This is a genomic window from Streptomyces sp. NPDC005151, assembly GCF_053599875.1.
Genome location: NZ_JBSFYR010000092.1, coordinates 1 through 22,030 on the forward strand (window position 1 = coordinate 1; position 22,030 = coordinate 22,030).

Sequence of the window (22,030 nt, forward strand, 5' to 3'; positions counted from 1 at the left end):
GCGGGCCGGGGCGGACGCGGGCGGTGTCCTTCCGCACTACCGGGGTGTGCTGGTCCACGACTCGCTCTTCTTGCCGCTTCCAGAACCGGGGGGCGCGAACGCCCCCCGGTTCTGCGTTACAGCGCCTCTAGGCAGCCAGATCCTTCTCGCCGCTGCCCGACCGCGGGCGCGGCTCCGGGATCCCGAGCGGGCGCCCCTCGGCCGCGGCCGGCACGGGCCGCCGCGACCGCACGAGCCATCCCACCCGCTCCGACCGCGAGACGACGGCGACGACCGGCGTGAGCAGCGCCATCGCGAGCGGGGCGAGCAGCAGTGCGGCAGCCGTGCCGAGCGCGAATCCGCCGATGACGTCGGTCGGGTAGTGAACACCCATGTAGATCCGGCAGAACCCTTCCGCCAGCGCGAGGGCGATCGCGGCGAGCCCGAATTTCCGGTTGGCCACGAACAGCCCGACGCCGACGGCCATCGCCATCGTGGCGTGGTCGCTCACGAACGAGAAGTCGTTCTTCCCCGACACCAGGACATCCAGGCCCTGGTGGTCGCGGAACGGGCGCGGCCGCTCCACGAAGCCCCGGATCGGAATGTTGACGAGCAGCGCGATCCCGGCGGCGAGCGGTGCCCAGACGATCCCGGCGACCGCGGTCACCGAGTCCTCGGCCGTGCCGCGCCGGCGGACGCTCCACCAGCACCACAGGACCACGAGGACCATGCCGAGCATGATCCCGTACTCGCCGACGAACTCCATGACCCGGTCGAACCACGCCGGAGCGGACTTCGCGAGCCCATTGATGTCGTAGAGCAGGCTGACGTCGGGGTTCGACGCATCCAGTGCGAGTCCAGCCATCTGCTGCGGCCCCTTGCCTTGTCTGCTGCCGCGGCGCACACCCGTGTGCGCCGCATTTGACGAACCCCCGTTTTCGGTTCGACCACTGCTTCGATCACTGCTGCGTGAGGTACGCGACTGTGCCGGCCAGCGCCGCATGGTCAGTGTGCATGCTGTCCCAGTCCAGGGAACGACGCACTCCGTGTGTACGTTCCACTCTCCACCGAATGATCACCATGACGTTATCGAAGAGAGACTCGTCGTCGCAGCTCAGGGCCCAGGCTTCACGGAGAGTTCCGGCCACCGCCGACTCCCCGTCACGCCGCCGGCTGGGCGGTCGGGAGTGCCGCGGCGCCGTCCTTCGTCACGCGTGTCGCACCGAAGTAATCGGGCGTGTCGATCTTGTCGAAGCGGATCACGGCCCCGGTGTACGGCGCGTTGATCATGTACCCGCCGCCGACGTACAGCCCGACGTGGCGGATTGCCCGGGAGTTGGTCAGGTCGTCAGAGAAGAAGACCAGGTCACCGGGGAGCAGCTCGTCCCGCGAGGGGTGCGGCCCGGCGTTGTACTGGTCGTTCGCCACCCGCGGCAGCTCGATGTCCACGGTCCGGTACGCGGCCTGTGTCAGCCCGGAACAGTCGAACCGTCCACCCTGCTCAGCCGTGCCGTTCCCGCCCCACAGGTACTTCGTGCCGAGCCTCTTCTGCGCGAAGTAGATCGCCCCGGCCGCCTGCCGCGAGGGCTCGACCCGCCCGACCGGCCGGGCGAAGCTCTTCTCCAGCGAACGGATGATCTTGACGTAGTTCTGCGTCTCCGCGATCTTCGGTACGCCGCCCGACCTGATGACCCGGTACGCACCGGCGTTGTAGGCGGCCAGCATGTTGTCCGTCTGATCCCCCGGCACCTTCTTGACGTACCCGGCGAGTTCGCAGTCATAGCTGGCGGCGGAGGGGATCGCATCGGCCGGATCCCATACGTCCCGGTCCCCGTCCCCGTCCCCGTCGATCCCGTGCCCGGACCAGGTCCCGGGGATGAACTGCGCGATGCCCTGCGCGGCGGCCTTGCTCTGGGCCCGCGGGTTCCACCCGCTCTCCTGGTACAGCTGCGCGGCGAGGAGCGCGGGGTTGATGGCCGAGCAGAGGTTGCCCCACTTCTGCACGAGCGGCTGGAACTTCGCCGGCACGGCTCCCTTCGCCAGCCCGACGGCCCCGTTGCTGCCGGCGCTGCCGAGGCCGGCGGCAGCGGAGTACGTACCGACGACGAGCAGCGCCACGAAGCACATGGCGACCCCGATGCCGATCCCACCGACCACCCAGAATTTCCGCACCCCTCAACCATCCCCCATCGGGGGCGGGTTCAAGGCCGGTTTCGCGGGCGTGTGCGAGTTGTTCGGGGCACAGGCAGGCTCACCGGGGTCACCGACCGGGCGGCCGAGCACGGATTCCCTTCACTGACGCATCTTCAGGCTGCCTCGGCGGACCAGTAGTCGGAGTGCACGTTGGGACGCGGCGGGGGGTAGACACCCTCGTACGCCGGACCGTTCGGCCTGGACGTGGAATCGGTGACCTTCGACTCCTTCACGCAGGGACTGTCCGCCTCGAAGAACGCCTGCCCCTTTCCGCGGAAGCTGACACTGATACCGAACCCGGCGTCCGTCTGGGCATAGACGGCCGGGAACTCCGTGTCATTGTTGATCGCCTTGATCCGGTAAGCGCTCTTCCGCCAGAACGCTTCCACCTGGTCCAGGAAATCCGCCCGGCGCGACGCCGACACGATGGTCATCACGGTGCGCCTGCGGGTCACATCGCACGTCCCCGACGTCGTCGGCCCGTGCGCCCACTGCACCTCGGGATCGATGGCCTTCAGCACCGCGTCCAGCATGCCGTCGGACCGCTCGGCGGCCTGCTGCATGTCCATGCGCCCCTTCTTCCCTCCGACGTCCCCTTGTACCCGGTGTTCGTTCCCGCACGCGGACAGGGAGAAGCCGAGGGCCAGGGCCACCGCAACGATCTGGAACCGTCGCTTCATCGCTGTGCCTCCATCTTGAGCCTGTCGGCATGTCCCGACACGATCAGAGCGATGCTGTCCGCCGAGACGGCGTCCCTCACCGGATCGAAGTAGAGAGAGTGGGCATCAAAGCTCAGGCCGGAGCCGCTGACCACCGGCGGTCCGTCGCCCACGGGGAAGCGCCTGGCGCCGAATGCCTTGCTCGCCGGGTCCTTGCCGAACCAGAGATCGTCGTCCCCCGGGTCGGCCAGATCCCCGGCGAAGTATGCACCAGCAGGACCGAAGGCCAGCATCCCCAGTGTGCCCACGGCGGACTGCAGCTTGGACGGGAGCTTGGTCACCGGGTCGTTCGCCGCGGCGCCGACGAAGACGTGTCCGGCACCGACCCCGAGATCCACGGCCTGATCCACGCCCACCCCCGGGCTGCCGACCAGAATGATGTCGTCGACCCCCGGGATTCCGCCGACATGCTGCGCAGCGGCTCCCACGGTCCGCGAACCGTACGAGTGCCCGATGGCCGTCAGATGCGGATCCTTGTTCTGGTTGGTGGCGACCAGCCCGCTCATGAAGTCGTTGTACGCCACGCCGCCCTTCTCCGCCCGCCCCGTTCCCATGACCGCCAGGCTCCCCAGCCCGTCCGGCGTCTGCGGCGCGTCGTAGCCGAGCCAGACGATCGCCGCACTGGACTGTTCGTACCCCTGGGTGCCGATCGCGGTGTCACGGGCTCGCTTGAGATCATTCTTGGCGAACTCCTCGTTCAGAGAGGTGTTCAGCCCCGGCACATACGCCGACACGTTCTTCGACGTGTCCGGATTCCCGAACGAGACGATCGCCCGCCCGTTTCCCTCGTCCGATATGCCGAGCAGGTACATCGGCGGCTGCTTCCCGTTCTCCTTCAACTGCCGCTCGATCTCCCGCAGTCCGGCGAGCTGCTTCTGCGACTTCGCGTCGTCCTGCCCCGACAGCTTCCCGATCAGCTGAGTCAGGTTCTTGCGGTTGGCCGCGTCCCTGGTCGCCGCCGGGATCCCGTCGAGGCTGCCGATCCGATCCGGGGAAAGAGCGAGGTACTGATCGCGCTGATCCTGCGTGAGCCCGTCCCACCACGCCTTGCGCCCGGCAGCAGTGCCGTTGAGCGGGATGCGTGCGTTCAGATAGTCGCGCTGGTCCGCCTGCACGGCCGCCCCGACGCGGGACCCGGAACCGGGCAGCCCGGCGCCGACGCCACCGACCCCGGTGGCCCCCTTGATCAGCTCCCCCGCCGCACCGGCGCGGTCGCCCTGGGACCATTTGTCGCTCGCGCTCTGCGCGTACTGGGCGACCTGGTCGCCGAGGTTCCTGCCGTTCGTGACGGGGTTGAAAACGGCGTCCGCGGCGCCGCTGACATCGCCCCAGAGACCGTCGCCGACGAGCCCGGTGAAGAAGCCGCCGTCCGATGCGTGACCGGCGGCGCTCGAACCGTCACCCCCCTCGGCGGCCTGGGTGGCGCTGCCGCCGTCTCCGCCGGAAGCGGTGGACCCGCCCGAGGCATCCGTGCCACCCGAGTCCGAACCACCCGACGCCGCTGAACCGCCGGTGTCCGATCCCCCGGAGTCCGATCCGCCGGAGTCCGATCCCCCGGATGCTGCGGACCGTCCCGAGTCCGTACCCCCGGATGCTGCGGACCCTCCCGAGTCCGTACCCCCGGACGACCCCGACCCGCCGGACGAAGAAGTCCCTCCGGCGACGGTCGACCCTCCGGAGTCCACACCGCCGGACTCCGTACCGCCCCCGCCAGAGGCACCACCACCGCCATCGGTGCCATGGCCGGCCACCACGCCACTGCCCGCCGCCGGGCAGTCGCTACCGGTCAGCCGGCAGATCGCGCTCCGGATCTCACCGGTCAGCTGCCCGCCGATCTGCGTCGCCATGAGCGCACCGACAAGGGCCACGACCACCAGGACCGCGCCGAGGTACTCCATCGCGGTCTGGCCACGGTCACGACGGGCCCTGATCACCCGCGTGAGAATGAACGGCCTCTGCGCGGCGCGCTGTTCAGGGCTGAGCCTGAACCAGGCGCGGGAACTCCTCAGGAACAAAAGAACGACGACGGCGACAGGTATCACCAGCTGGAAGACACCTTGGACGCCGCCGTCCCCACTCAAGGTGGCCAGCGCACCGAGGACGAGCCATACGTGCACGGCAAGGAGTCCGCGGCGGATCCGGACGCCACCGGTCCGCAGATACAGCGAGAGGACGAACCCGGTGACGCCCGGTAGCGCCGCGTACAGCAGCATGCCCAGCAGCCGACCGTTCACCGCATCGACCGAGGACGCCACCGACAACACGTCGATCACGCCGACGACGGTGACCACGAAGAGCACGCGGACGAGGATCAGCACTGCTTGCAACGTGCTCGGCAGGGGCTGCCTGCCCGGATGGACCACGACAGCATCCGGGGCAACGCCACCCGGAACCGCTAATCCTCGTATGCCAGACACGGCGAGTCCCCTGCCTTGTGAGTGGGTGCAGTGAGCAGTGACGGATCCGCCACTCCACGTATGCGACCACACGGGCACCGGGCAGGGCATGGGCCCCAGGGCCCAATGCCGGACTCAAAGTGCACGACACATCCAGAGGTTCAGGTCACCTTGTCCTGATGTGGCGTCAGGTTGCTCCGGCGGACCAGAAGTCGGAGTGCACGTTGGGGCGGGGGAGTGGATAGACGTCCTCGTACGCAGGACCGTTGGGCTGGGTGGTGGACTCGGCCACCTCCGATTCCTTCACGCAGGGGCTGTCGACTTCGAAGAAGGCTTGCCCCTTGCCGCCGATGCTGAGGGTGACGCCGAAGCCGTCCGTTGTCTGAGCATAAATCGCAGGAACGTCCACATCATTGTTGATTGCCTTGATCCGATAGCCGCTCTTCCGCCAGAAGCGATCCACCACTCCTAGAAAGCTACCCCGGCGCTCTTTGGACACAATCGTCATCACGACGCGCATCCGGGACACGTCACAGCTACCGGTACTAGTCGGGCCATGCGCCCATTGAACCTGAGGTTTGATTTCAGTCAGCACTGCGTCAAGAATCTCGTCAGCCCGGTTCGCTGCGCCCTGCATGTCCATATCGGATCGCTTCTCTTCGTTCGAACATCCGACAAACGCCAAACAGAGCAGCGTTGCCATCCCAATGGTTTGGAGTCGACGACTCAACGCGACTCCTCCATCTTCACTTTGTCGGAACGACCCGCAGTGATGAGAGCAATACTGTCTGCCGAAACGGCATTCCTCTGCGGATCGAAGTACTGGGAGTGCGCGTCGATAGAGACGCCATGTCCACTGATCAGCCGCGGCCCTTCACCCACAGGGAAACGTCTCGCACCGAATGCCTCGCTCGCCGGATCCTTGCCGAACCAGAGATCATCATCTCCCGGATCGGCGAGGTCACCGGCCAGGTAGGCAGTGGACGGTCCTCCAGCGATCAATCCCACAACTCCGACAGCTGCTTGCTGTTTGGAGGGGAGCTTGGTCACCACGTCATTCTCAGCCGCACCGACAAAGACATGATCCTTCCCAACGCCCAGATCCTCAGCGTGATCCACACCGACTCCGGGACTGCCAACGAGCACAATGTCGTCCACGCCGGGAATCCCGCCACTCTGCTGAGTTGCAGCACCGACAGTGCGCGAACCGTAAGAATGCCCAATAGCCGTCAGGTGCGGGTCCTCGTTCTCGTTCGTAGCCACCAGCCCTCCCATGAAGCCATTAAATGCACTGCCACCTCTTTCGGCTCTGTCATTTCCCATTACCGCCAAGCTCCCCAATCCGTCTGGGGTCTGCGGTGCGTCATAACCGAGCCAAACGATCGCCGCGCTCGAGTGATCGTATTTATTGGCCCCCTTAGCGGTATCCCAAGCACGCTTAAGGTCCCCCTTAGCGAAGTCCTCATCCAGCGACGTATTCAAGCCCGGCACATAAGCCGACACATTCCGAGCCGTATCCGGATTCCCGTAAGAGACAATCGCCCGCCCATTCCCCTCGTCGCCAATCCCAAGGAGGAACATCGGCGGCTTCCGGCCGTCGTGCAGCTGCCGGTCAATCTCCCGTAACCCCGCCAACTGCGTCTCCGCCTTGTCCCCCTCCTGCCCTTCCAGCTTCCCGATGAGCAGCTGCAGGTTGTCCCGGTTGGCGGCGTCCCGTACGACCGCCGGGATTCCGTCCAGGTTGCCGATCTGGTCCGGGTACACCGCGAGGTACTCCTCCCGCTGTTCCTGCATCAGTCCGGCCCACCACGCCTTGCGTTCGGCCGGGCTCGCGTCGTGCGGGATGGCTTCGTTCAGGTAGGCGCCCGCAGCGTTCCGTACCGCTGCCGCGTCCGTCACCGCGTCCGTCCAGGTCGAGTCGGGGACCTTCAGGCCCTCCTCGGCCTTCAGCTTCCGCAGGATCCGCGTGTACCGCCAGTCGATGTCGGCCGCTGTCCGCAGGGCCTTGACCACCCGGTCGGCGATGTCCTGCGCCTTGGCCACGTTCGGGTTGGGGGCGACGAGCCCCGAGGGCGGCAGCAGCCCCGGCACTCCTCCCCCGGTCGCCGTCCCGCCCGGCATCGGCTTGCCGTCGATCAGCCCCTCGCCGGCCTCCGGGTAGGCCACCGACCCGTCCGGGTGCACGGTGAACTTCAGGGCTTCCGCGTCGTCCAGCGCTTCCTGCAACGCCCTTTGCTGGCCCCTGATTTCGTGGGCCATGCTGTTCAGCGTGGTGCGGAGCAGACCGCACTCCGTGTACACGTACTGGAAGTTCCGGCTGAGTTGTCGCAGCCGCCCGACTGCCGCGTCGGCCGCCTCGCCCTGCTGCGTCCCGCGCAACTCGTTCAGCAGCTGCTTGTCGACGCGGTCCCGGCCGTTGTCGGCCAGGTTGCTGGCCCGGCCCCATCCGTCGGCCGCGCCTTCCAGTTCGGCGCAGTTCACGTCGCGCAGTTGGGCCCACGTGATCTTCGAGGTCATTGCCCACCGGTCCGCGACGCGACCGCTGCGAAGGACGACTTCACAGTCTCGTCCGTGACGCCCTGGGTCCGTACGACGGCGCGGAGTTTCCCGGCGAGGCTCCCGCACTCGCAGCGCGCGGCTTCGATCCGCCGCTGCCACGACTCGCGTACGGCGCCGAGTTCGGCCAGCGCCTCCAGCCCGACGGTCCCCGTCACCACCCCTTCGTGCGCGGCCTCCAGCTCGGTCTTCACCGGCCCCAGCAGCGTGTGCAGCGACTCGGCTCCCCCGGCGGCTCGCAGCCAGGGGCCGTCGCTGTGCTTCAGCTGATCCCTGCCACCACCACCCGCACCGTCACCAGCCCCGCCCGCCCCGCCCAGCTCGCTCAGCCTCTGTCGGCCCACCACGGCCACGCCGCTCACCCCGCTCCTTGATCGTGGAGCGGCACTGTCCCAGAGACGGCGCACCCGACACGCCATGCGCGTCGGCCCTCGGGGCGCGTTCGGCCCTGAATTGCAAGGCCGAACGCCCGCCTCGCCCCCGGCGGGATTTCACCCGATCGGTGGGCGGCCGGAGGGCGTGCGATCAGGCGTTGCCGGCCGGGCAGTTGTGGTATCCGGCGACCAGCCAGCCCTCCCCCGCCCCATGCCGTATCCCCACGTGCCCACCGGGATACGAGCCGCGTCTCGGACGCTCGGGCGCCCCGTTGGCCGGAGGGTGCAGCACGCGCTTGGTCCATCCAGACCCGCCTCATGACGAAGCATCCGCTTTCTTTTGGTTTCGCATGGTTTCATCTCGCCATGGAGGCGATCAGATGATGGCTGAAGATCGACAGCAGGACACGCACACACAGGTGACTACGTCGCGGCGGCGCGTGCTGGCCGCAGCGGCGCTGGCACCGATGCTGGCCGGAGTCGGGGCAGGGGCGGCCGCCGCTCGACCCGCGCCGGCCGGAATGCCCGGGATGCCCGGGGGCCGGAGTCACCGGCGGGTCAAGCCGGTGACCACCACCGAGGCGGACTGGGCGGACGTCGCACACACGCTGGGCCGCAGAGGCAACATGCTGCGGGGAACGACCTACCACACCCCCTTCCCCCGCGGGGATCTTGACGTGGTCTCCGATGGCGTCGCCGTCACACCGGAGCTCGCGCTGGGCACGCACGTGGCCTTCGTCCGTTACGCCGACGGCACCGCGATGTGCATGGGCGATGTGGTGGTCACCGAGGACGAGCTGCAGCACGTGACGGACGCCTGGCAGGCGAACGGAATCGCGCAGACCGCGCTCCACAAGCATCTGCTGGCCCAGACACCCGACATCTGGTGGACCCACGTTCACGGACACGGCCCCGACGCGGTGGCCCTGGCGCGCGGCCTGCGCGCGGGATTCGACCGCACCGGGACCCCGCCGGCAGTGCCGACCGGCCCGCCGGTCCCCCACGACCTGGACATCGCCGGCATCGAGGCTGCGCTGGGCGCCAAGGGCTCCAGCGATGGCGTGGTCTACAAGGTCGTCTTCGCCCGTCGCGAGACGATCTGCGACGGCCATCTGGTACTGCCTCCCGGTCTGGGCTCGACCAGCGCGTTCAACTTCCAGCCGCTGGGGGGCGGCCGGGCCGCGCTCAGCGGCGACTGCGCCATGCTCGCCGAGGAGGTCCAGAACGCACTGAGAGCTCTACGGCGCGGCGGGATCAAGCTCGTCGAGCTGCACAACCACCACTTGACGGAAAGCCCCCGCCTGTTCTTCACCCATCTCTGGGCAGTGGGCGACGCCGTCGAGATCGCCCGGGGGCTGCGCCCCGCAGTGGATGCCACCAACGTCGTGCCGGTCGGCTGAACAAGAGGGGTGAGGAGCGGGTTGCTCCCGGGCACCCGCTCCCGAGCCCGTGGGCGTCCTTGACGCCCACGGGCATGTTTCGCCGCGTGCGTTGGCGGCGCCGGCATGATCCCGCCCCTTCCACGGGCCAAAGCCTTCGGCAGCACCGGGGCCGTCACTTCCAATGGACCAATTGCCCCGGAGCCGTGCGTGCCCCGGAAGACGATCGGGTACTGATGACCTGTTCATCCCAGTAAGTACCGAATCATCCGTCAGATCCGATATCTGGAGCTCCGTATGGAACCAGTCTCCACCCCGCGGAACTGCCCGTTCGACTATGCCGAGGCCCTCGAATTCGATCCGCTGCTCAAGCAACTGCAGAACGACGAACCCGTTGCCCGCATCCAGCTGCCCCACGGCGACGGGGAAGCATGGCTCGTCACCGGCTACGACGACGTACGCACGGTGACCACCGACCGGCGTTTCAGCCGCAGCGCCATCATCGGCCGGAACTTCCCGCGGATGACCCCTGAACCCATCGTTCAGGACGAGGCGATCAATGTGATGGACCCACCGGCCAGCAGCCGCCTGCGCAGCCTGATCTCCAAGGGTTTCGCGCCGCGCCACATGGAGCGCATGCGGGTCCGTACCCAGCATGTCGTGGATGAGCTGCTGGACCGGATGGAGGAGCACGGTTCCCCCGCCGACCTCTTCGAGCACCTCGCGGCCCCCCTGCCCCTGACCACCATCTGCGAGGTCCTCGACATTCCCGAGGGCGACCACGCTCAACTGCGCGCCCACGCGCGCACCATGATGGACGTCGGCATCGACAACCGGGACAACGCGGTACGCGCCAAGGCCGATCTCCGCGCCTACTTCGCGAAGCTGACTGCGCACCGGCGCGAGAACCCGGGCGACGACCTGATCAGCGCGCTGGCCGCCGCCCGCGACGGGGACGAGCTCCTCAACGATCAAGAACTGACCGTCATGGCCATGGTCCTGCTGATCACCGGCCAGGACACCACCACATACGAGATCGGGAACATCGCATACACCCTGCTCACGCGTCCCAAGGAGCTGGCCATGCTGCGCGCCCGCCCCGAGATGCTCCCGCAGGCCATCGAGGAACTGCTGCGCTTCATCCCCTTCCGCAAGGGCGTCGGCATTCCCCGCGTCGCCACCGAGGATGTGGAACTGAGCGGGGTGAAGATCCGAGCGGGAGACATCGTGCACGTCTCCTACCTGACGGCCAACCGGGACGGCCGGAAGTTCGACCGGCCTGACGAGCTGGACCTGGAACGCACCGGTCCGTCCCATATGACCTTCGGCTGGGGCGGCCACCACTGTCTCGGCGCCCCGCTCGCCGCCACGGAGCTCGAAGTCGCACTCGGAACCCTCCTGAAACGCTTCCCTGACCTCCGGCTGGCAAAGCCGGCCGAAGAAGTGGCCTGGAACAAGACATCGATCTGGCGTTATCCGCTCGCACTGCCCGTCGCCTGGTGAGGCCAATACCCCAGCAGGGCATCAGGCTCTTCGTGCAACCGCAGCACGCGATCAGGGCCACCTATGAGGCGACACCCATGGAGACCCACCGCGCTGCGGCCCGGGTCCGGCCATGGCGCAGGAGCGCCCGGACTGCCGCGCGCAGCCCGGGCGCCGCCGAGCAGGTGAGTCGATGCCTGGCGGCAGGGCGGCCCCCGTGCCCGGCTTCGTGGCTCGCACCGCACGACGGAGCGGGGGCGGCCCGCGCCGACCGGTGATCACCGGTCCGCGTGATGGGTGACCGCCGCCCCGCAGCGGTGCGTCTCCCGCCGTGGGGCGGCCCCTCGGCGGGCCGGTCGTGCCCGCGCAGGGCAGTACCGGGCACGGGTGGTCCGCCCGCCGTGGCCAAGGACAAACAAGTGCCGCATCGGCCCTCGAAGGGCGGAAACCCGGAAGATTCCGGGGCTCCCGGACAGCGCGTTCCGTCCGACGTGCGACCCTCACCCGCCTGTCGTAGCGTGATCTCCAGGGTCGATCGAAGGTGCGGCCGATATTCATCTGCCCATACGGTGAGAATTCAGCGCATTCGTCGATCGGCCCATCCATGCCCATCCCAGGGCATCTAATTCGGCGCCGCAACCAAAAAGTGTGTCCCGCGCCGCTCCACGCACGGTGCCGCAGTGGCTACCGTCGGCCGACACCTGCCCCCGCATCCGGTCAGGCTCGACCGTGTGGTTCATCGTCCGCTAGGAGGAGATCCATGGCGGTACTCTGCAAGCCCGCAATCGCAGTTCCCGAGTACGTCATAACCAACGACGAAACCCTCGAACTGGCACAACGGCTGCACGGCGACCATCCGCAGCTCGATCTGGTCCTCCGTCTGATCGAACACACCGGGGTTCAGAAACGGCATCTGATCCAGCCGATCGAAAAGGTGCTGCAACACCCGGGGTTCGATGCGCGCAGCAAAATCTACGAGGCACAGACCAAGGCCCGCGTCCCGGCTGTGGTCCGCCAGGCACTGGACCAGGCGAAACTCGAACCGTCGCAGATCGACTTGATCATCTACGTCTCCTGCACCGGCTTCATGATGCCTCCGCCGACCGCGTGGCTCATCAACACCATGGGCTTCCGGCCGGAGACACGACAGATGCCGATCGCCCAACTGGGCTGTGCGGCAGGTGGCGCAGCCGTCAACCGGGCCCACGACTTCTGCACGGCGTACCCCGACCGCAACGTGCTCGTGATCGCTTGCGAGTTCTGCTCGCTGTGCTACCAGCCCACCGATCTGGGTGTGGGGTCCCTGCTGTCCAACGGCTTGTTCGGCGACGGGATCGCCGCCGTCGTGGTACGGGGCCAGGGCGGCACCGGAGTCCATCTGGAACGCAACGGGTCGTACATCATCCCGGACACCGAGGAATGGATCTCCTACGCGGTCCGGTCCACGGGCTTCCACTTCCAGCTCGACAAGCGCGTGCCCGGAACCATGGAGCCACTTGCCCCGGCCCTGAGCGCCCTCGCGGAACAGCACCAGTGGAACGCCAGCAAGCTGGACTTCTACATCATCCACGCCGGCGGTCCGCGCATCCTGGACGACCTGAGCCGCTTCCTCGACGTGCCGCCCGAAGCGTTCCGCTTCAGCCGGGCCACGCTCACCGAGTACGGCAACATCGCCAGCGCGGTGGTACTCGACGCCCTGGCCCGCATGTTCGACGAGGCGTCGACCCTCCACGGCCAGCGCGGCATCATGGCCGGCTTCGGGCCGGGCATCACCGCCGAGATCTCCCTGGGAACGTGGACCTCGGAGCCCGAGACAAGGGCGTGAGCCACGCATCCGCACGGTGTGCGCGCAGGGCAACCTGAACGGGAAGCCCGCAACCACACCAACCCCGGCCCCCGGGCCTCAGGCGCTGTCCGCAGCCCGAGGCCCGGGGGCCGCCCTCATGCCCGTCCGATGATGGAGGGGACACCAGGCCCCCTCTCGGCCGATCCGGCAATGCCGCTGCACACGGTCACGACAGGTCACTCCACTGACAGTCCGGCTTCCACACGCACTCCACCCAGAGCAGCTTCCCGCCGTACCCCGGCAGCCCGCCATGCAGCGGATATGCGCCCCAGCTGTCCGCCCACAGGGTGACGAGATGCAATCCCCGCCCGCACTCGGCGAGCGACTTCGGAACCTCCGCGCCGCCCTGGAACGGTGGCGGGATGTCCGGGTTGGTGTCCCAGACACTGAGCCGGATCCGGTGCCGCCCGGCGTCGCGCAGCCGGAGTGAGTACGGCCCCGAGGAGTACCGGTACGCGTTGGTGACGAGCTCACTCGCCAACAGCTCGGCGGTGTCGATGAGATCGCCCATGCCGTGCGCGCGGAGCACGGAGCGGAGGGTGGCGCGGGCGATGCCCGGAGCACGGGGATCCTGCGGGAGTTGGAGTGTGTATGCCCAAGGCGGCGTTACGGTGGCCAGGACCATGGAAGTCTCCGATCACGGAGGGACGTTGGATCGCACGTTTCTGATTGCCCGGTGACGAGACCGCTCCGTCGAGCGGGGTACTTCCGGGCGGGTGGCCTGGCTCAGAGACTAGACTTCCGCAAGGATTCTTTTCACCAATTGACCGGAATCCTTGAGCGGAACCATCCGTGCGAGTGACAGCCCAACTCAGTGGATTTCTGAGGAGAGTTCGAAATGGCAGGAAGGGCCGCCCCTACCGCGCGCCGCACCCGTCTCGGCGCCGAACTGCGCAAACTGCGCGAGCGGGCCGGGATGACCACCACGCAGGCAGCCGATCTCCTCGGCACCAGCTCGGGGCAGTTGAGCAACATTGAGGTCGCAAGATTCGGTGTCAGTGCTGACCGCGTTCGCGTCATGGCCCACACCTACTCGTGCACGGATCAGGCGCTGATCGAGGCCCTCGTCGCCATAACGGGTGACCGCAAACGTGGCTGGTGGGAGGAGTACCGGGAGATCCTGCCGCCCAAGCTCCTCGACCTCGCCGAGGTCGAGCACCACGGCAACAGCCTGCACGCGGCGCACAGCATCCACATCCCCGGGCTGCTGCAAACCGTCGACCACGCCCGCGAGATCTACCGGCAGGCCGTGCCTGAGATGTCACCGCCAGAGATCGAGCACCGCGTGTCGTACCGCGTAAAGCGCCAAGCGGTGCTGTTCGGGAAGGACGTCGTCCCGTACAGCGCTGTGATCCATGAGGCTGCGCTACGCATGAGGTTCGGAGGCTCGAATGTGGCGCGTACCCAGCTGGAACACCTGCTCAAGGTGAGCGAACAGACACACGTGTCCATCCGGGTCATCCCCTTCGACGCTACGTATTACCCGGGTTCAGGTCAGTCGCTGTACTACGTACGCGGTCCGGTCTACGCCCTCGACACCGCACAGCTCGATCAGTCACACGGCCCGGTCTTCATCGACTCCGAGGCCCAGCTGACGCAGTACCGCCTCCTGCTCGACCGGCTCGACGCAGCCGCGCTGAGCGCCGAGCAGTCGCGAGAACTTATCCACAACATCGCCCAGGACCTGTGAAGGGAACAGAGATGGCCGCATCCCCATGGCAGAGGTCGTCCTACTGCGCACAGGGCGAGGCGTGCGTACACGTCGCCGCCCGCGACCACACCGTCAACGTCACCGAAAGCAGCGACCCCACCGGAGCCATACTCCGCACCACCCCCACCGCCTGGGCCGCCCTCCTCCGAAGCGTCAAGGACGGCACCAACCATGGCTGACCGGCACATACCCGCCGACCTCACCTGGGTCCGCGCCGCCCCCGAGGGGGAAAAGGGCCCCGGCCCCTGGATCGAGATCGCCTTCGGTCCGGACGGGCTCGTCCACCTTCGCGAAACCGGCGACCCGTCCAACATCGTCACGACCACCCGGACGAAATGGGAGGCCTTCACCAGGGGCGTCCTGGCCGGCGAGTTCGACCACTTCGCGGAGCTCGGTGGCGAAGGCGGCCTGGCTGCCCCGGCATGACGGTCCGGGTACCCGCCCATACCGTGCCGGTACCCAGCCCGGCCGCTGCGGTGCCCTCTCCCCTTCATCCGCGCCTGCCGGCCTTGGGCCACCCCGTACTTCGGAACCACAGCCCACCCCGCCCCGGGACGACACCCGACATCCCCACCGCCGACGCCGTTTCTCACGTATCTGGTTCATGCCCCCTCTCAGCTTGATCTTTGTCTTCCACACCCGGATTTGCGGGGTGGGACGCGATCGACAGTACGTACGCTGTCGCGCATGCTGACGTTGGAGCGGCTCCGGGCCGACCATGCACACGCCTTGCTGGCTTTCGAGCGGGAGAACCGCGAGTACTTCGCACGGTCCGTGCCGGATCGCGGCGACCTGTACTTCGTTGAGTTCGCCGCCCGTCATCGTGCACGGCTCGCCGAACAGGACGCCGGCGTGTGCCAGTTCCATGTCGTCATGGACGACCGGGGAGAGTTGGTCGGCCGCGTCAATCTCGTGGACGTCGAGGAAGGGGCCGCTGAACTCGGCTACCGGATCGGCGAGCGCGCCGCGGGACGGGGCATGGCAACGGCCGCGGTCGAGGAAGTGTGCCGCCTGGCTGCCGCGGCATACCGGCTCTCCGCGCTCACCGCCGTCACCACCCTCGACAATCCGGCATCCATGGCCGTACTCAGACGCAACGGGTTCACTGCGGTGGGGGACATCCGCATCGGTGAGCGCCCCGGTACGCGTTATCAGCGCCGACTTGTTGCCATGCATTGATCACTCGCCCACCGGGCCTGTGTGCTGCGAGACCTGGCGTTCTTTCCCTGACGACATAGCGTCGCACTACGCGGATGGACTCGAAGCGGCCCTGCGCTGAAGCGCCGGCAACTACTGATCCCTGGTCCGTCGCACAACAGCGCGGGGGCTGGCCAAGCCTCGGCTTCGGTCTACGTCTGCTCGGTGGACTGCTCGGCGGCCTCGCGTTCGCCGACGCTGACCAGCCCTGTCTCGTAGGCGACGATAACGGCCTGGACACGGTCACGGAGTCCGAGCTTGGCGAGGATGCGGGCGACGTGCGTCTTGACGGTCGCCTCGGCCAGGTGGAGGCGGGTGGCGAGTTCGGCGTTGCTCAGCCCTCGGGCCAGCAGGCCGAGGACCTCCAGTTCGCGCGGGGTGAGCGAGGCGAGGTCGCGGTGGAGGGCGGCGGTGTCGCTGCCGCGCTGAGCGAACCGCTGCACGAGGCGGCGGGTGACTGCCGGCGCCAGGAGGGCGTCGCCGGTACGGACCGTGCGGACGGCCGCGGTCAGATGCTCGGGGGTGACGTCCTTGAGGAGAAAGCCGCTGGCCCCGGCGGACAGTGCCGCATAGACGTACCGGTCGAGGTCGAAGGTGGTCAGGATGATGACGCGGGGTTCTCCGCGGACGCCGGTGAGGATGCGGCGGGTGGCCTCCAGGCCGTCCATCTCGGGCATCCGGACGTCCATCAGGACCACGTCGGGACGTGTGCGGCGGACCGCTTCGACGGCTTCGGCTCCGTTGGCCGCCTCGGCGACGACGTCAATGCCGTCGGCGCTGAGGATCATCCGGAATCCGGTACGGACCAGGGTCTGGTCGTCGGCGAGGAGCACACGAAGCGGCTCGTTCACGGTGCCTCCAAGGGGATCAGGGCCTCCACACGGTAGCCGCCGGTCAGGCGTCGGCCGGTGTTCATGGTTCCGTCGTAGACGGCGAGGCGCTCGCGCAGGCCGATCAGGCCCCGCCCATTTCCGGTGGGCGCGCCCGCGCCTGGGTGTCCACCGGTGTCGGTGACTTCCACCCGGAGCCGTTCCGGGCCATATTCGACGGTCACGGCGGCAGTGGCGCCGGACGCGTGCTTCACGGTGTTGGTCAGGGCTTCCTGGACCACGCGGTAGGCGGCGAGTTCGAGGCCGGGCGGCAGGGGACGGGGCGGGCCGGTCACGGTCAGGTCGACGGGGAGTCCGGTGTCCCGTACCCGTCCGACCAGCGTTTCCAGCTGGTCCAGGCCGGGTTGCGGGGTCAGCTCCGCCACCGTATCGGCCAGGTCTGCACCTCCGTCCGTCCCCTCGCCCTCGCCGGCCATGGTGAGCAGTCCCATGACGTGGCGCAGCTCGGTCATGGCCGCCCGCCCGCCCGCCTCGACGGCGAGCAGCGCCTCGCCGGCCTGCTCGGGGGAGGTTTTCATGATCTTGCGGGCGGCGCCCGCCTGGATGATCATCACGCTGACGTTGTGCGTGACGACGTCGTGCAGTTCGCGGGCGATCCTGGCGCGCTCATGCTCGACGGCCCGGCGCAGCGCCTCGGCCTGTTCGCGTTCCAGGGCGGAGAGCCGGGTACGGCCCTCGTCGGTTCGGAGTTTCCAGGTACGCAGGCCGATGGCGGCCACGGCCATCGGGACCAGGATCAGCAGGGCGATGTATTCGTTGGGGACGATCGGTGTCACCGAGTTCCCCGAGGTGCCGACCAGGACGACCGACACCGGCAGCGCCGCCAGGGCCGCCACCCGGTACGGGCTGTACACGGCGGCGCTGTAGACGGCGATGACGAACGCGTAGAAGGTCAGCCGCAGGACGCTCTGCGGTGTCGCCAGTGTTGCGGCTGTCACGATGCACAGCACGGCGAGCGGGTAGCGGCGGCGCAGCGCCAGGGCACCCGAGGCGACGAACGCGAGGGTCACCATGAAGGCCATGCCACCGGGGCCGGACGGGCGCGGCACGACGCGCTCCACGCCGGGTGCGATCTCACGCACCACGACGTTATCGGCGTTGTCGATTCCGTAGTAGACGGTGGCGATTCCGAGTGTCAGTGCCACCAGCGCGTCGAACTGCCAGGCGCGCCGGGTGTGCCGCAGCGGTGGACCGCTCGGAAGCCTGGCGTCGCGGACCGTCTGGCGGGCGGCTTCCCGCAGCCGCTCCAGCGTCGTACGTACGTCCATCACCGGTTCATTGTCGCCGCCGCGCGGACCCGCGGTGACCGGGGTGCTCGGCCTGGTGGCGATGACCGCGTGGGCGAGTGCCTGGCGGGCCGGGCGGCTGCGTACGGTCGATGCGCTCGCCGTCGGGCGTACCGCTTCGGCGGGGCGCGGCCGGTGGGCGGCCGCGCCTGGCCGGACGGCTGCCGTTGCCGCAGCCGGTCGCCCTGGGCCTGGCCCGGCCCTTCGCGCGGCCCGCCCGCGCGCTGGCCATGGGCACGGCGATCCTGTTCGGCGCCATCGCCGTCACGTTCACCGTGGGGATGGGCGCCTCGCTCGGCCAGGTGATGAAAGCCAAGGCCCACGACGCCGCCGATGTCGTCGTGCCCGCGCCCTTGCCGGACTTCGGACCCCAAGGCCCTGGCCCCGAGAAGCAGCCCAAGGCCGATCCCGCTGCAGTCGCCGCGGCCATCGAGGCCGCCGCCGGAACCGGGAAGTACTACAGCGCCGCGACGGTACGGGCGACCGTGTCCGGCCTGACCGGCACCATCGACGTGATCGCCTTCACCGGCGGCGCTTCCTGGGGCGGCTACACGATGGTCTCGGGCCGCTGGATCGACAAGCCCGGCGAGGCCGTGGTCCCGACCCCCTTCCTGGCCGCCACCGGCACCCGCATCGGCGACACCGTCACCCTGAACGGCCTGGCCGAGCCGGTCACGGTCCGGATCGTCGGCGAGGTCCTCGACCCCCGCAACGACGGCATGCAGGTCTTCACCGACGCCTCGACCCTCACGGCCGCACATCCCGACCTGACGGAGACGAGCCATCACATCGCGGTCACGTCAGGCACCGACGTCTCCGACTACGTCGACGCGCTGAACAAGGACCTGGCACCGCTGGGGGTCACCGCTCGGGCCGGCGGGCTCGACGCCGGCAGCGACATGGTCGTCACACTCAACGCGCTGTCCGTGATCCTCACGCTGATGCTCGTCGCCGTCGCCGCGCTCGGCGTGCTCAACGGCGTGCTGCTCGATACCCGCGAGCGCGTCCGGGAGCTCGGTGTCCACAAGGCGCTCGGCATGACCCCCCGGCAGACCATCGCGATGGTCCTCACCTCGGTCGTCGTGACCGGACTGGTCGCGGGCACTCTGGGCGTGCCGCTCGGCGTGGCCCTGCACGGCTGGGTCATCCCCGCGATGGGCGACAGCGTGGGGCTCCGCCTCCCCGGTTCCGTCATCGCCGTCTACCACGGGACCGAACTGCTCCCGCTCGCACTCGGCGGCCTGCTCATCGCCACCCTGGGTGCGCTCCTGCCCGCCGGCTGGGCCGCCAGGGCCCGAACCGCCACGGCCCTGCGCACCGAATAGGAGGTCAGGTTCAGAGCTCGTGCCTCCGCCCCCCACCGCAAGGAGCGGTGGGGGCCGGTTGGCTGGTTCCCTCCAACTGGCGCGGGACGCGGGAGTTCCGGATCTAGCGCTGAGGCATTGCGCTGACCAGGCGTGATGCACTGTGTGGCGAGACGTGCCGAGGTCAGTGTCTCGGATTGTCGTGTCTGCCAGGCGCAAATGGAGAGCAGCGTCTCAGTTCATCGTGTCCGTGAGTCTGCGTTTCCAGTACCGGCTGCCGGGGAACCGTCGGCGCCGACGGCTCCCCCTTGTGCTCAACCTTGGACGCAAGAGGGCGCCCGATTCGTGGTCAGTCGGCGGGTTTCTCCCAGACCGAGACATGTTGACGGCTCTCGCTTGTGAAGGCTTCCCGTGTCCATCCGTCCCACCGCTCGCGCAGTCGCAGCCCGGCGAGCTGAGCCATCAGGTCGAGTTCCGACGGCCACACATACCGGAAGGGAATTGATCTGTACTCGCCGCGGCCGTCGACGACCTCGATGTAGTTCGAACTCGTCGCCTGGGTGGCGACGTCGTAGATGTCGAAGGCCCATCGCGTCGGGCTCACGTGGTAGGGCACGACGTTCTGCCCGGCTGGGAGCCTTCGCAGTTCGGGGATCAGGACCTCGATGACGAAGCAGCCTCCGGGTTCCAAGTGAGCCGCCGCGTTGCGAAAACAGGCCACCTGCTCCGCCTGCGTCGTCAGATTCATGATCGTGTTGTAGAGCAGATATGCGACGGAGAACGTTCCGTCCACCCTCGTCGTCGCGAAGTCACCCATCGTGACGCCGATCGCGTCACCGCTCGGCTTGGCACGCAGCCGGGCGACCATCGCTTGCGACAAGTCGATGCCGTGGACCTGGACTCCGCGTTGTGCCAGTGGCAACGCGATGCGCCCCGTCCCGATGCCCAGCTCAAGGGCCCTGCCACCGTCGGTCAGGCCCGCCAGAAAGTCGACCGTCGCGTCGATGACGCCCGGCTCGAACGTCTCCCCTGACGACTCGTCATAGGCCGTCGCAACACACTCGCCGAAGTAACCGTCTTGATCGTCCATCGCCAGACCGTACTGTGGGAGCCCATCGCCGCGCGCGTAAATTTCGCCTGTCATCACAGTGGTGAGGTCCCCCTGCGTCCAGCGTCCGGGGGTGTGTCAATTTAACGGCTGATCTTGGTTGTTGAGGTTCAGTTGCCGGCCGGGGTGAGCCGGCCTTCGAAGGCGATCTGCGGCTCGAAACTGCCTGCGACGTCCCGGGGCACCTTGACCTCGACCGGGCCGACATCGGTCAGCACAGTCTTCGCGCGGGTGCCGTTGCGGCTGTTCCCGTTGTTCTTCCCGGCCGGATCGTGCTTCTCGTAGCCGAGGTGGTCGGTGATCTCGCCCTCCAGGGCGGACTCCAGCACCCGCTTGATCAGCTGCTGCAACAGCCCGCCCTCACCGGTCAGTTGCAAGCCCTCGCTACGGGCCCGGTCGACCAGCATCGCGACGAGCTGTTCATCCGACGCAGCCGCCGGCACCACACCACCGGCCGACTCCTCGACGGGCTCGTGCTCGATCATCGTATCGCTCACTTGGCGTCTCTCCTTGATCAGCAGATCCGCCGTTGATTAGAGACTCCCGAAACCCATCGACAAACGCTGTCGCTGAAAGTGAACGAAGCCATCCGTCTGTGCTCGTAGCGACGGTGCAGGTCACGACATCCGGTGAGGCAGGACATGGTGCGCACGATGACCCAGCGACGACACCCGTGCATGAACGGGTTCCTGACTAGGTGAAACCGGGCATATCCCCACCACTGACTCCGACTGCGAGGAGTGATTCATGAACCGACTCGCCCACGTGATCAACACCACGGACGACGTGCCGGGCAGGATTCTGCACTGGAACTTCTTCATCGGCGGCCACTTGAGCGCCTCGGTGCCCGTACGCCTCGTCGACCGCACGGACGAAGGCCAGCTGGTATGGATGGAGACAGGCGCGCCCATGTGGCGCACGGAGCTCCCTGGAGGCGCACACCTCCGCGACATCGCGCCGGACGACCGACCTGCCACCGGATATCCGGTGGTCCCCGACCGGTGGCCGATGGGCAGCGCCCTCTTCTATCAGCCCACCGACGCGGCATATTCCGTTCTGTGGCTCTTCGGCCGCAGGGGAAAGTTCCGCGGTTGGTACGTGAATCTGGAGCGTCGCGTCCACCACGGCGACGACATCGACATCGCCGACCACGAGCTCGATATCAACGTCGCGCCGGACCGGTCCTGGCAGTGGAAGGACGAGGAGTCCTTCGCCGAGAAGACGGGCCACCCCGTCTACTGGTCGGCCGATGAAGCGGCAGCCATCCGCGCCGAGGGCACCAGAGTCGCCCGGCTCGCCGAGGCCGGAACCTTTCCCTTTGACGGCTCCTGGTGCGACTTCCGGCCGCCGAAGACCTGGACGACACCGCCCCGCCCGCCGGGCCCCCGCCGCTCCGTCCTCTGACTGCCCCTCAACCTGCCTCCCCGATGGGTGCGAGGAGGGACCGGAGGCGGGTCTCGGCCAGGGCGGCGAAATGGCAATGATTGCCCGGAGTCACCTTACGTGATACACAGAGTAATCATATGCACGTGATCACACACCGATTCGATCCGCAGGTCAGGGCGGTCGGACCGGTCAAACGTGCGAGATCCCATGAAAGAGAGGCGCTA

20 protein-coding genes and 1 pseudogene are annotated in these 22,030 nt (G+C 68.0%); 9 read left to right on the plus strand and 12 right to left on the minus strand.

What is annotated here, in order from left to right; translation table 11 throughout:
• Positions 1-127 precede the first annotated feature (127 nt).
• From ACWD6R_RS32870 to ACWD6R_RS32900, 7 genes are all read right to left on the minus strand, one after another.
• A complete protein-coding gene (locus ACWD6R_RS32870) occupies positions 128-844 on the minus strand; it encodes a phosphatase PAP2 family protein (RefSeq protein WP_451822049.1) in 717 nt (238 codons plus the stop codon).
• A gap of 296 nt (positions 845-1,140) precedes the next feature.
• Complete coding sequence (locus ACWD6R_RS32875) at positions 1,141-2,151, minus strand: C40 family peptidase (protein ID WP_451822050.1); 1,011 nt, start codon at positions 2,149-2,151, stop codon at positions 1,141-1,143.
• A 134-nt stretch (positions 2,152-2,285) separates the two neighbouring features.
• A complete protein-coding gene (locus ACWD6R_RS32880) occupies positions 2,286-2,852 on the minus strand; it encodes a hypothetical protein (RefSeq protein ID WP_451822051.1) in 567 nt (188 codons plus the stop codon).
• On the minus strand, positions 2,849-5,209 hold the full coding sequence (locus ACWD6R_RS32885; RefSeq protein WP_451822052.1) for an alpha/beta hydrolase: 2,361 nt from the start codon (positions 5,207-5,209) through the stop codon (positions 2,849-2,851). The genes ACWD6R_RS32880 and ACWD6R_RS32885 overlap by 4 nt, the downstream gene beginning before the upstream one ends.
• A 265-nt stretch (positions 5,210-5,474) precedes the next feature.
• Entirely contained in the window at positions 5,475-5,990 is a 516-nt protein-coding gene (locus tag ACWD6R_RS32890) for a hypothetical protein (protein ID WP_451822053.1), read from the minus strand.
• A gap of 23 nt (positions 5,991-6,013) precedes the next feature.
• Positions 6,014-7,804 carry an alpha/beta hydrolase gene (locus ACWD6R_RS32895; protein WP_451822054.1) on the minus strand — a complete coding sequence of 597 codons (1,791 nt, stop codon included), beginning with the start codon at positions 7,802-7,804 and terminating at the stop codon, positions 6,014-6,016.
• The gene (locus ACWD6R_RS32900; RefSeq protein WP_451822055.1) at positions 7,801-8,205 is read right to left on the minus strand and encodes a hypothetical protein; all 405 of its coding nucleotides are present in this window, start codon (positions 8,203-8,205) and stop codon (positions 7,801-7,803) included. The genes ACWD6R_RS32895 and ACWD6R_RS32900 overlap by 4 nt, the downstream gene beginning before the upstream one ends.
• Before the next feature lie 431 nt (positions 8,206-8,636).
• Here ACWD6R_RS32900 and ACWD6R_RS32905 point away from each other — a divergent pair, with 431 nt between their 5' ends.
• From ACWD6R_RS32905 to ACWD6R_RS32915, 3 genes are all read left to right on the plus strand, one after another.
• The gene (locus ACWD6R_RS32905) at positions 8,637-9,617 is read left to right on the plus strand and encodes a DUF1259 domain-containing protein (RefSeq protein ID WP_451822056.1); all 981 of its coding nucleotides are present in this window, start codon (positions 8,637-8,639) and stop codon (positions 9,615-9,617) included.
• Positions 9,618-9,893: 276 nt separating this feature from the next.
• Positions 9,894-11,099: a cytochrome P450 gene (locus ACWD6R_RS32910; RefSeq protein ID WP_451822057.1), complete on the plus strand. Its 1,206-nt coding sequence runs from the start codon at positions 9,894-9,896 to the stop codon at positions 11,097-11,099.
• A 739-nt stretch (positions 11,100-11,838) separates the two neighbouring features.
• Positions 11,839-12,903, plus strand: a complete 1,065-nt coding sequence (locus ACWD6R_RS32915) for a type III polyketide synthase (RefSeq protein ID WP_451822058.1) — start codon at positions 11,839-11,841, stop codon at positions 12,901-12,903.
• A gap of 187 nt (positions 12,904-13,090) precedes the next feature.
• On the opposite strand, the gene ACWD6R_RS32920 is transcribed toward ACWD6R_RS32915, so the two are convergent.
• Positions 13,091-13,549 (minus strand): ATP-binding protein, encoded by a 459-nt coding sequence (locus tag ACWD6R_RS32920; protein ID WP_451822059.1) that lies wholly within the window; start codon positions 13,547-13,549, stop codon positions 13,091-13,093.
• Positions 13,550-13,762: 213 nt separating this feature from the next.
• Here ACWD6R_RS32920 and ACWD6R_RS32925 point away from each other — a divergent pair, with 213 nt between their 5' ends.
• From ACWD6R_RS32925 to ACWD6R_RS32940, 4 genes are all read left to right on the plus strand, one after another.
• Complete coding sequence (locus ACWD6R_RS32925; RefSeq protein ID WP_451822060.1) at positions 13,763-14,614, plus strand: Scr1 family TA system antitoxin-like transcriptional regulator; 852 nt, start codon at positions 13,763-13,765, stop codon at positions 14,612-14,614.
• An 11-nt stretch (positions 14,615-14,625) separates the two neighbouring features.
• Entirely contained in the window at positions 14,626-14,814 is a 189-nt protein-coding gene (locus ACWD6R_RS32930; protein WP_451822061.1) for a DUF397 domain-containing protein, read from the plus strand.
• Positions 14,807-15,061, plus strand: a complete 255-nt coding sequence (locus ACWD6R_RS32935; RefSeq protein WP_451822062.1) for a DUF397 domain-containing protein — start codon at positions 14,807-14,809, stop codon at positions 15,059-15,061. The genes ACWD6R_RS32930 and ACWD6R_RS32935 overlap by 8 nt, the downstream gene beginning before the upstream one ends.
• Positions 15,062-15,322: 261 nt before the next feature.
• Complete coding sequence (locus ACWD6R_RS32940) at positions 15,323-15,814, plus strand: GNAT family N-acetyltransferase (protein WP_451822063.1); 492 nt, start codon at positions 15,323-15,325, stop codon at positions 15,812-15,814.
• Positions 15,815-15,984: 170 nt separating this feature from the next.
• On the opposite strand, the gene ACWD6R_RS32945 is transcribed toward ACWD6R_RS32940, so the two are convergent.
• Together ACWD6R_RS32945 and ACWD6R_RS32950 are read right to left on the minus strand one after the other, a co-directional pair.
• Entirely contained in the window at positions 15,985-16,683 is a 699-nt protein-coding gene (locus ACWD6R_RS32945) for a response regulator (protein ID WP_451822064.1), read from the minus strand.
• Positions 16,680-17,990 (minus strand): sensor histidine kinase, encoded by a 1,311-nt coding sequence (locus ACWD6R_RS32950; RefSeq protein WP_451822065.1) that lies wholly within the window; start codon positions 17,988-17,990, stop codon positions 16,680-16,682. Before ACWD6R_RS32950 ends, ACWD6R_RS32945 begins: the two co-directional genes overlap by 4 nt.
• 110 nt (positions 17,991-18,100) lie before the next feature.
• Here ACWD6R_RS32950 and ACWD6R_RS32955 point away from each other — a divergent pair, with 110 nt between their 5' ends.
• Positions 18,101-19,333, plus strand: a complete 1,233-nt coding sequence (locus ACWD6R_RS32955; protein WP_451822066.1) for an ABC transporter permease — start codon at positions 18,101-18,103, stop codon at positions 19,331-19,333.
• Positions 19,334-19,661: 328 nt separating this feature from the next.
• On the opposite strand, the gene ACWD6R_RS32960 is transcribed toward ACWD6R_RS32955, so the two are convergent.
• Positions 19,662-20,402, minus strand: a complete 741-nt coding sequence (locus ACWD6R_RS32960; RefSeq protein ID WP_451822067.1) for a class I SAM-dependent DNA methyltransferase — start codon at positions 20,400-20,402, stop codon at positions 19,662-19,664.
• Positions 20,403-20,566: 164 nt separating this feature from the next.
• Positions 20,567-20,827, minus strand: a pseudogene (locus ACWD6R_RS32965) (transposase); the annotation flags it as partial.
• 340 nt (positions 20,828-21,167) lie between these two features.
• On the opposite strand from ACWD6R_RS32965, the gene ACWD6R_RS32970 reads away from it, so the two are divergent.
• Positions 21,168-21,824: a DUF402 domain-containing protein gene (locus ACWD6R_RS32970; RefSeq protein WP_451822068.1), complete on the plus strand. Its 657-nt coding sequence runs from the start codon at positions 21,168-21,170 to the stop codon at positions 21,822-21,824.
• Positions 21,825-22,030 lie beyond the last annotated feature (206 nt).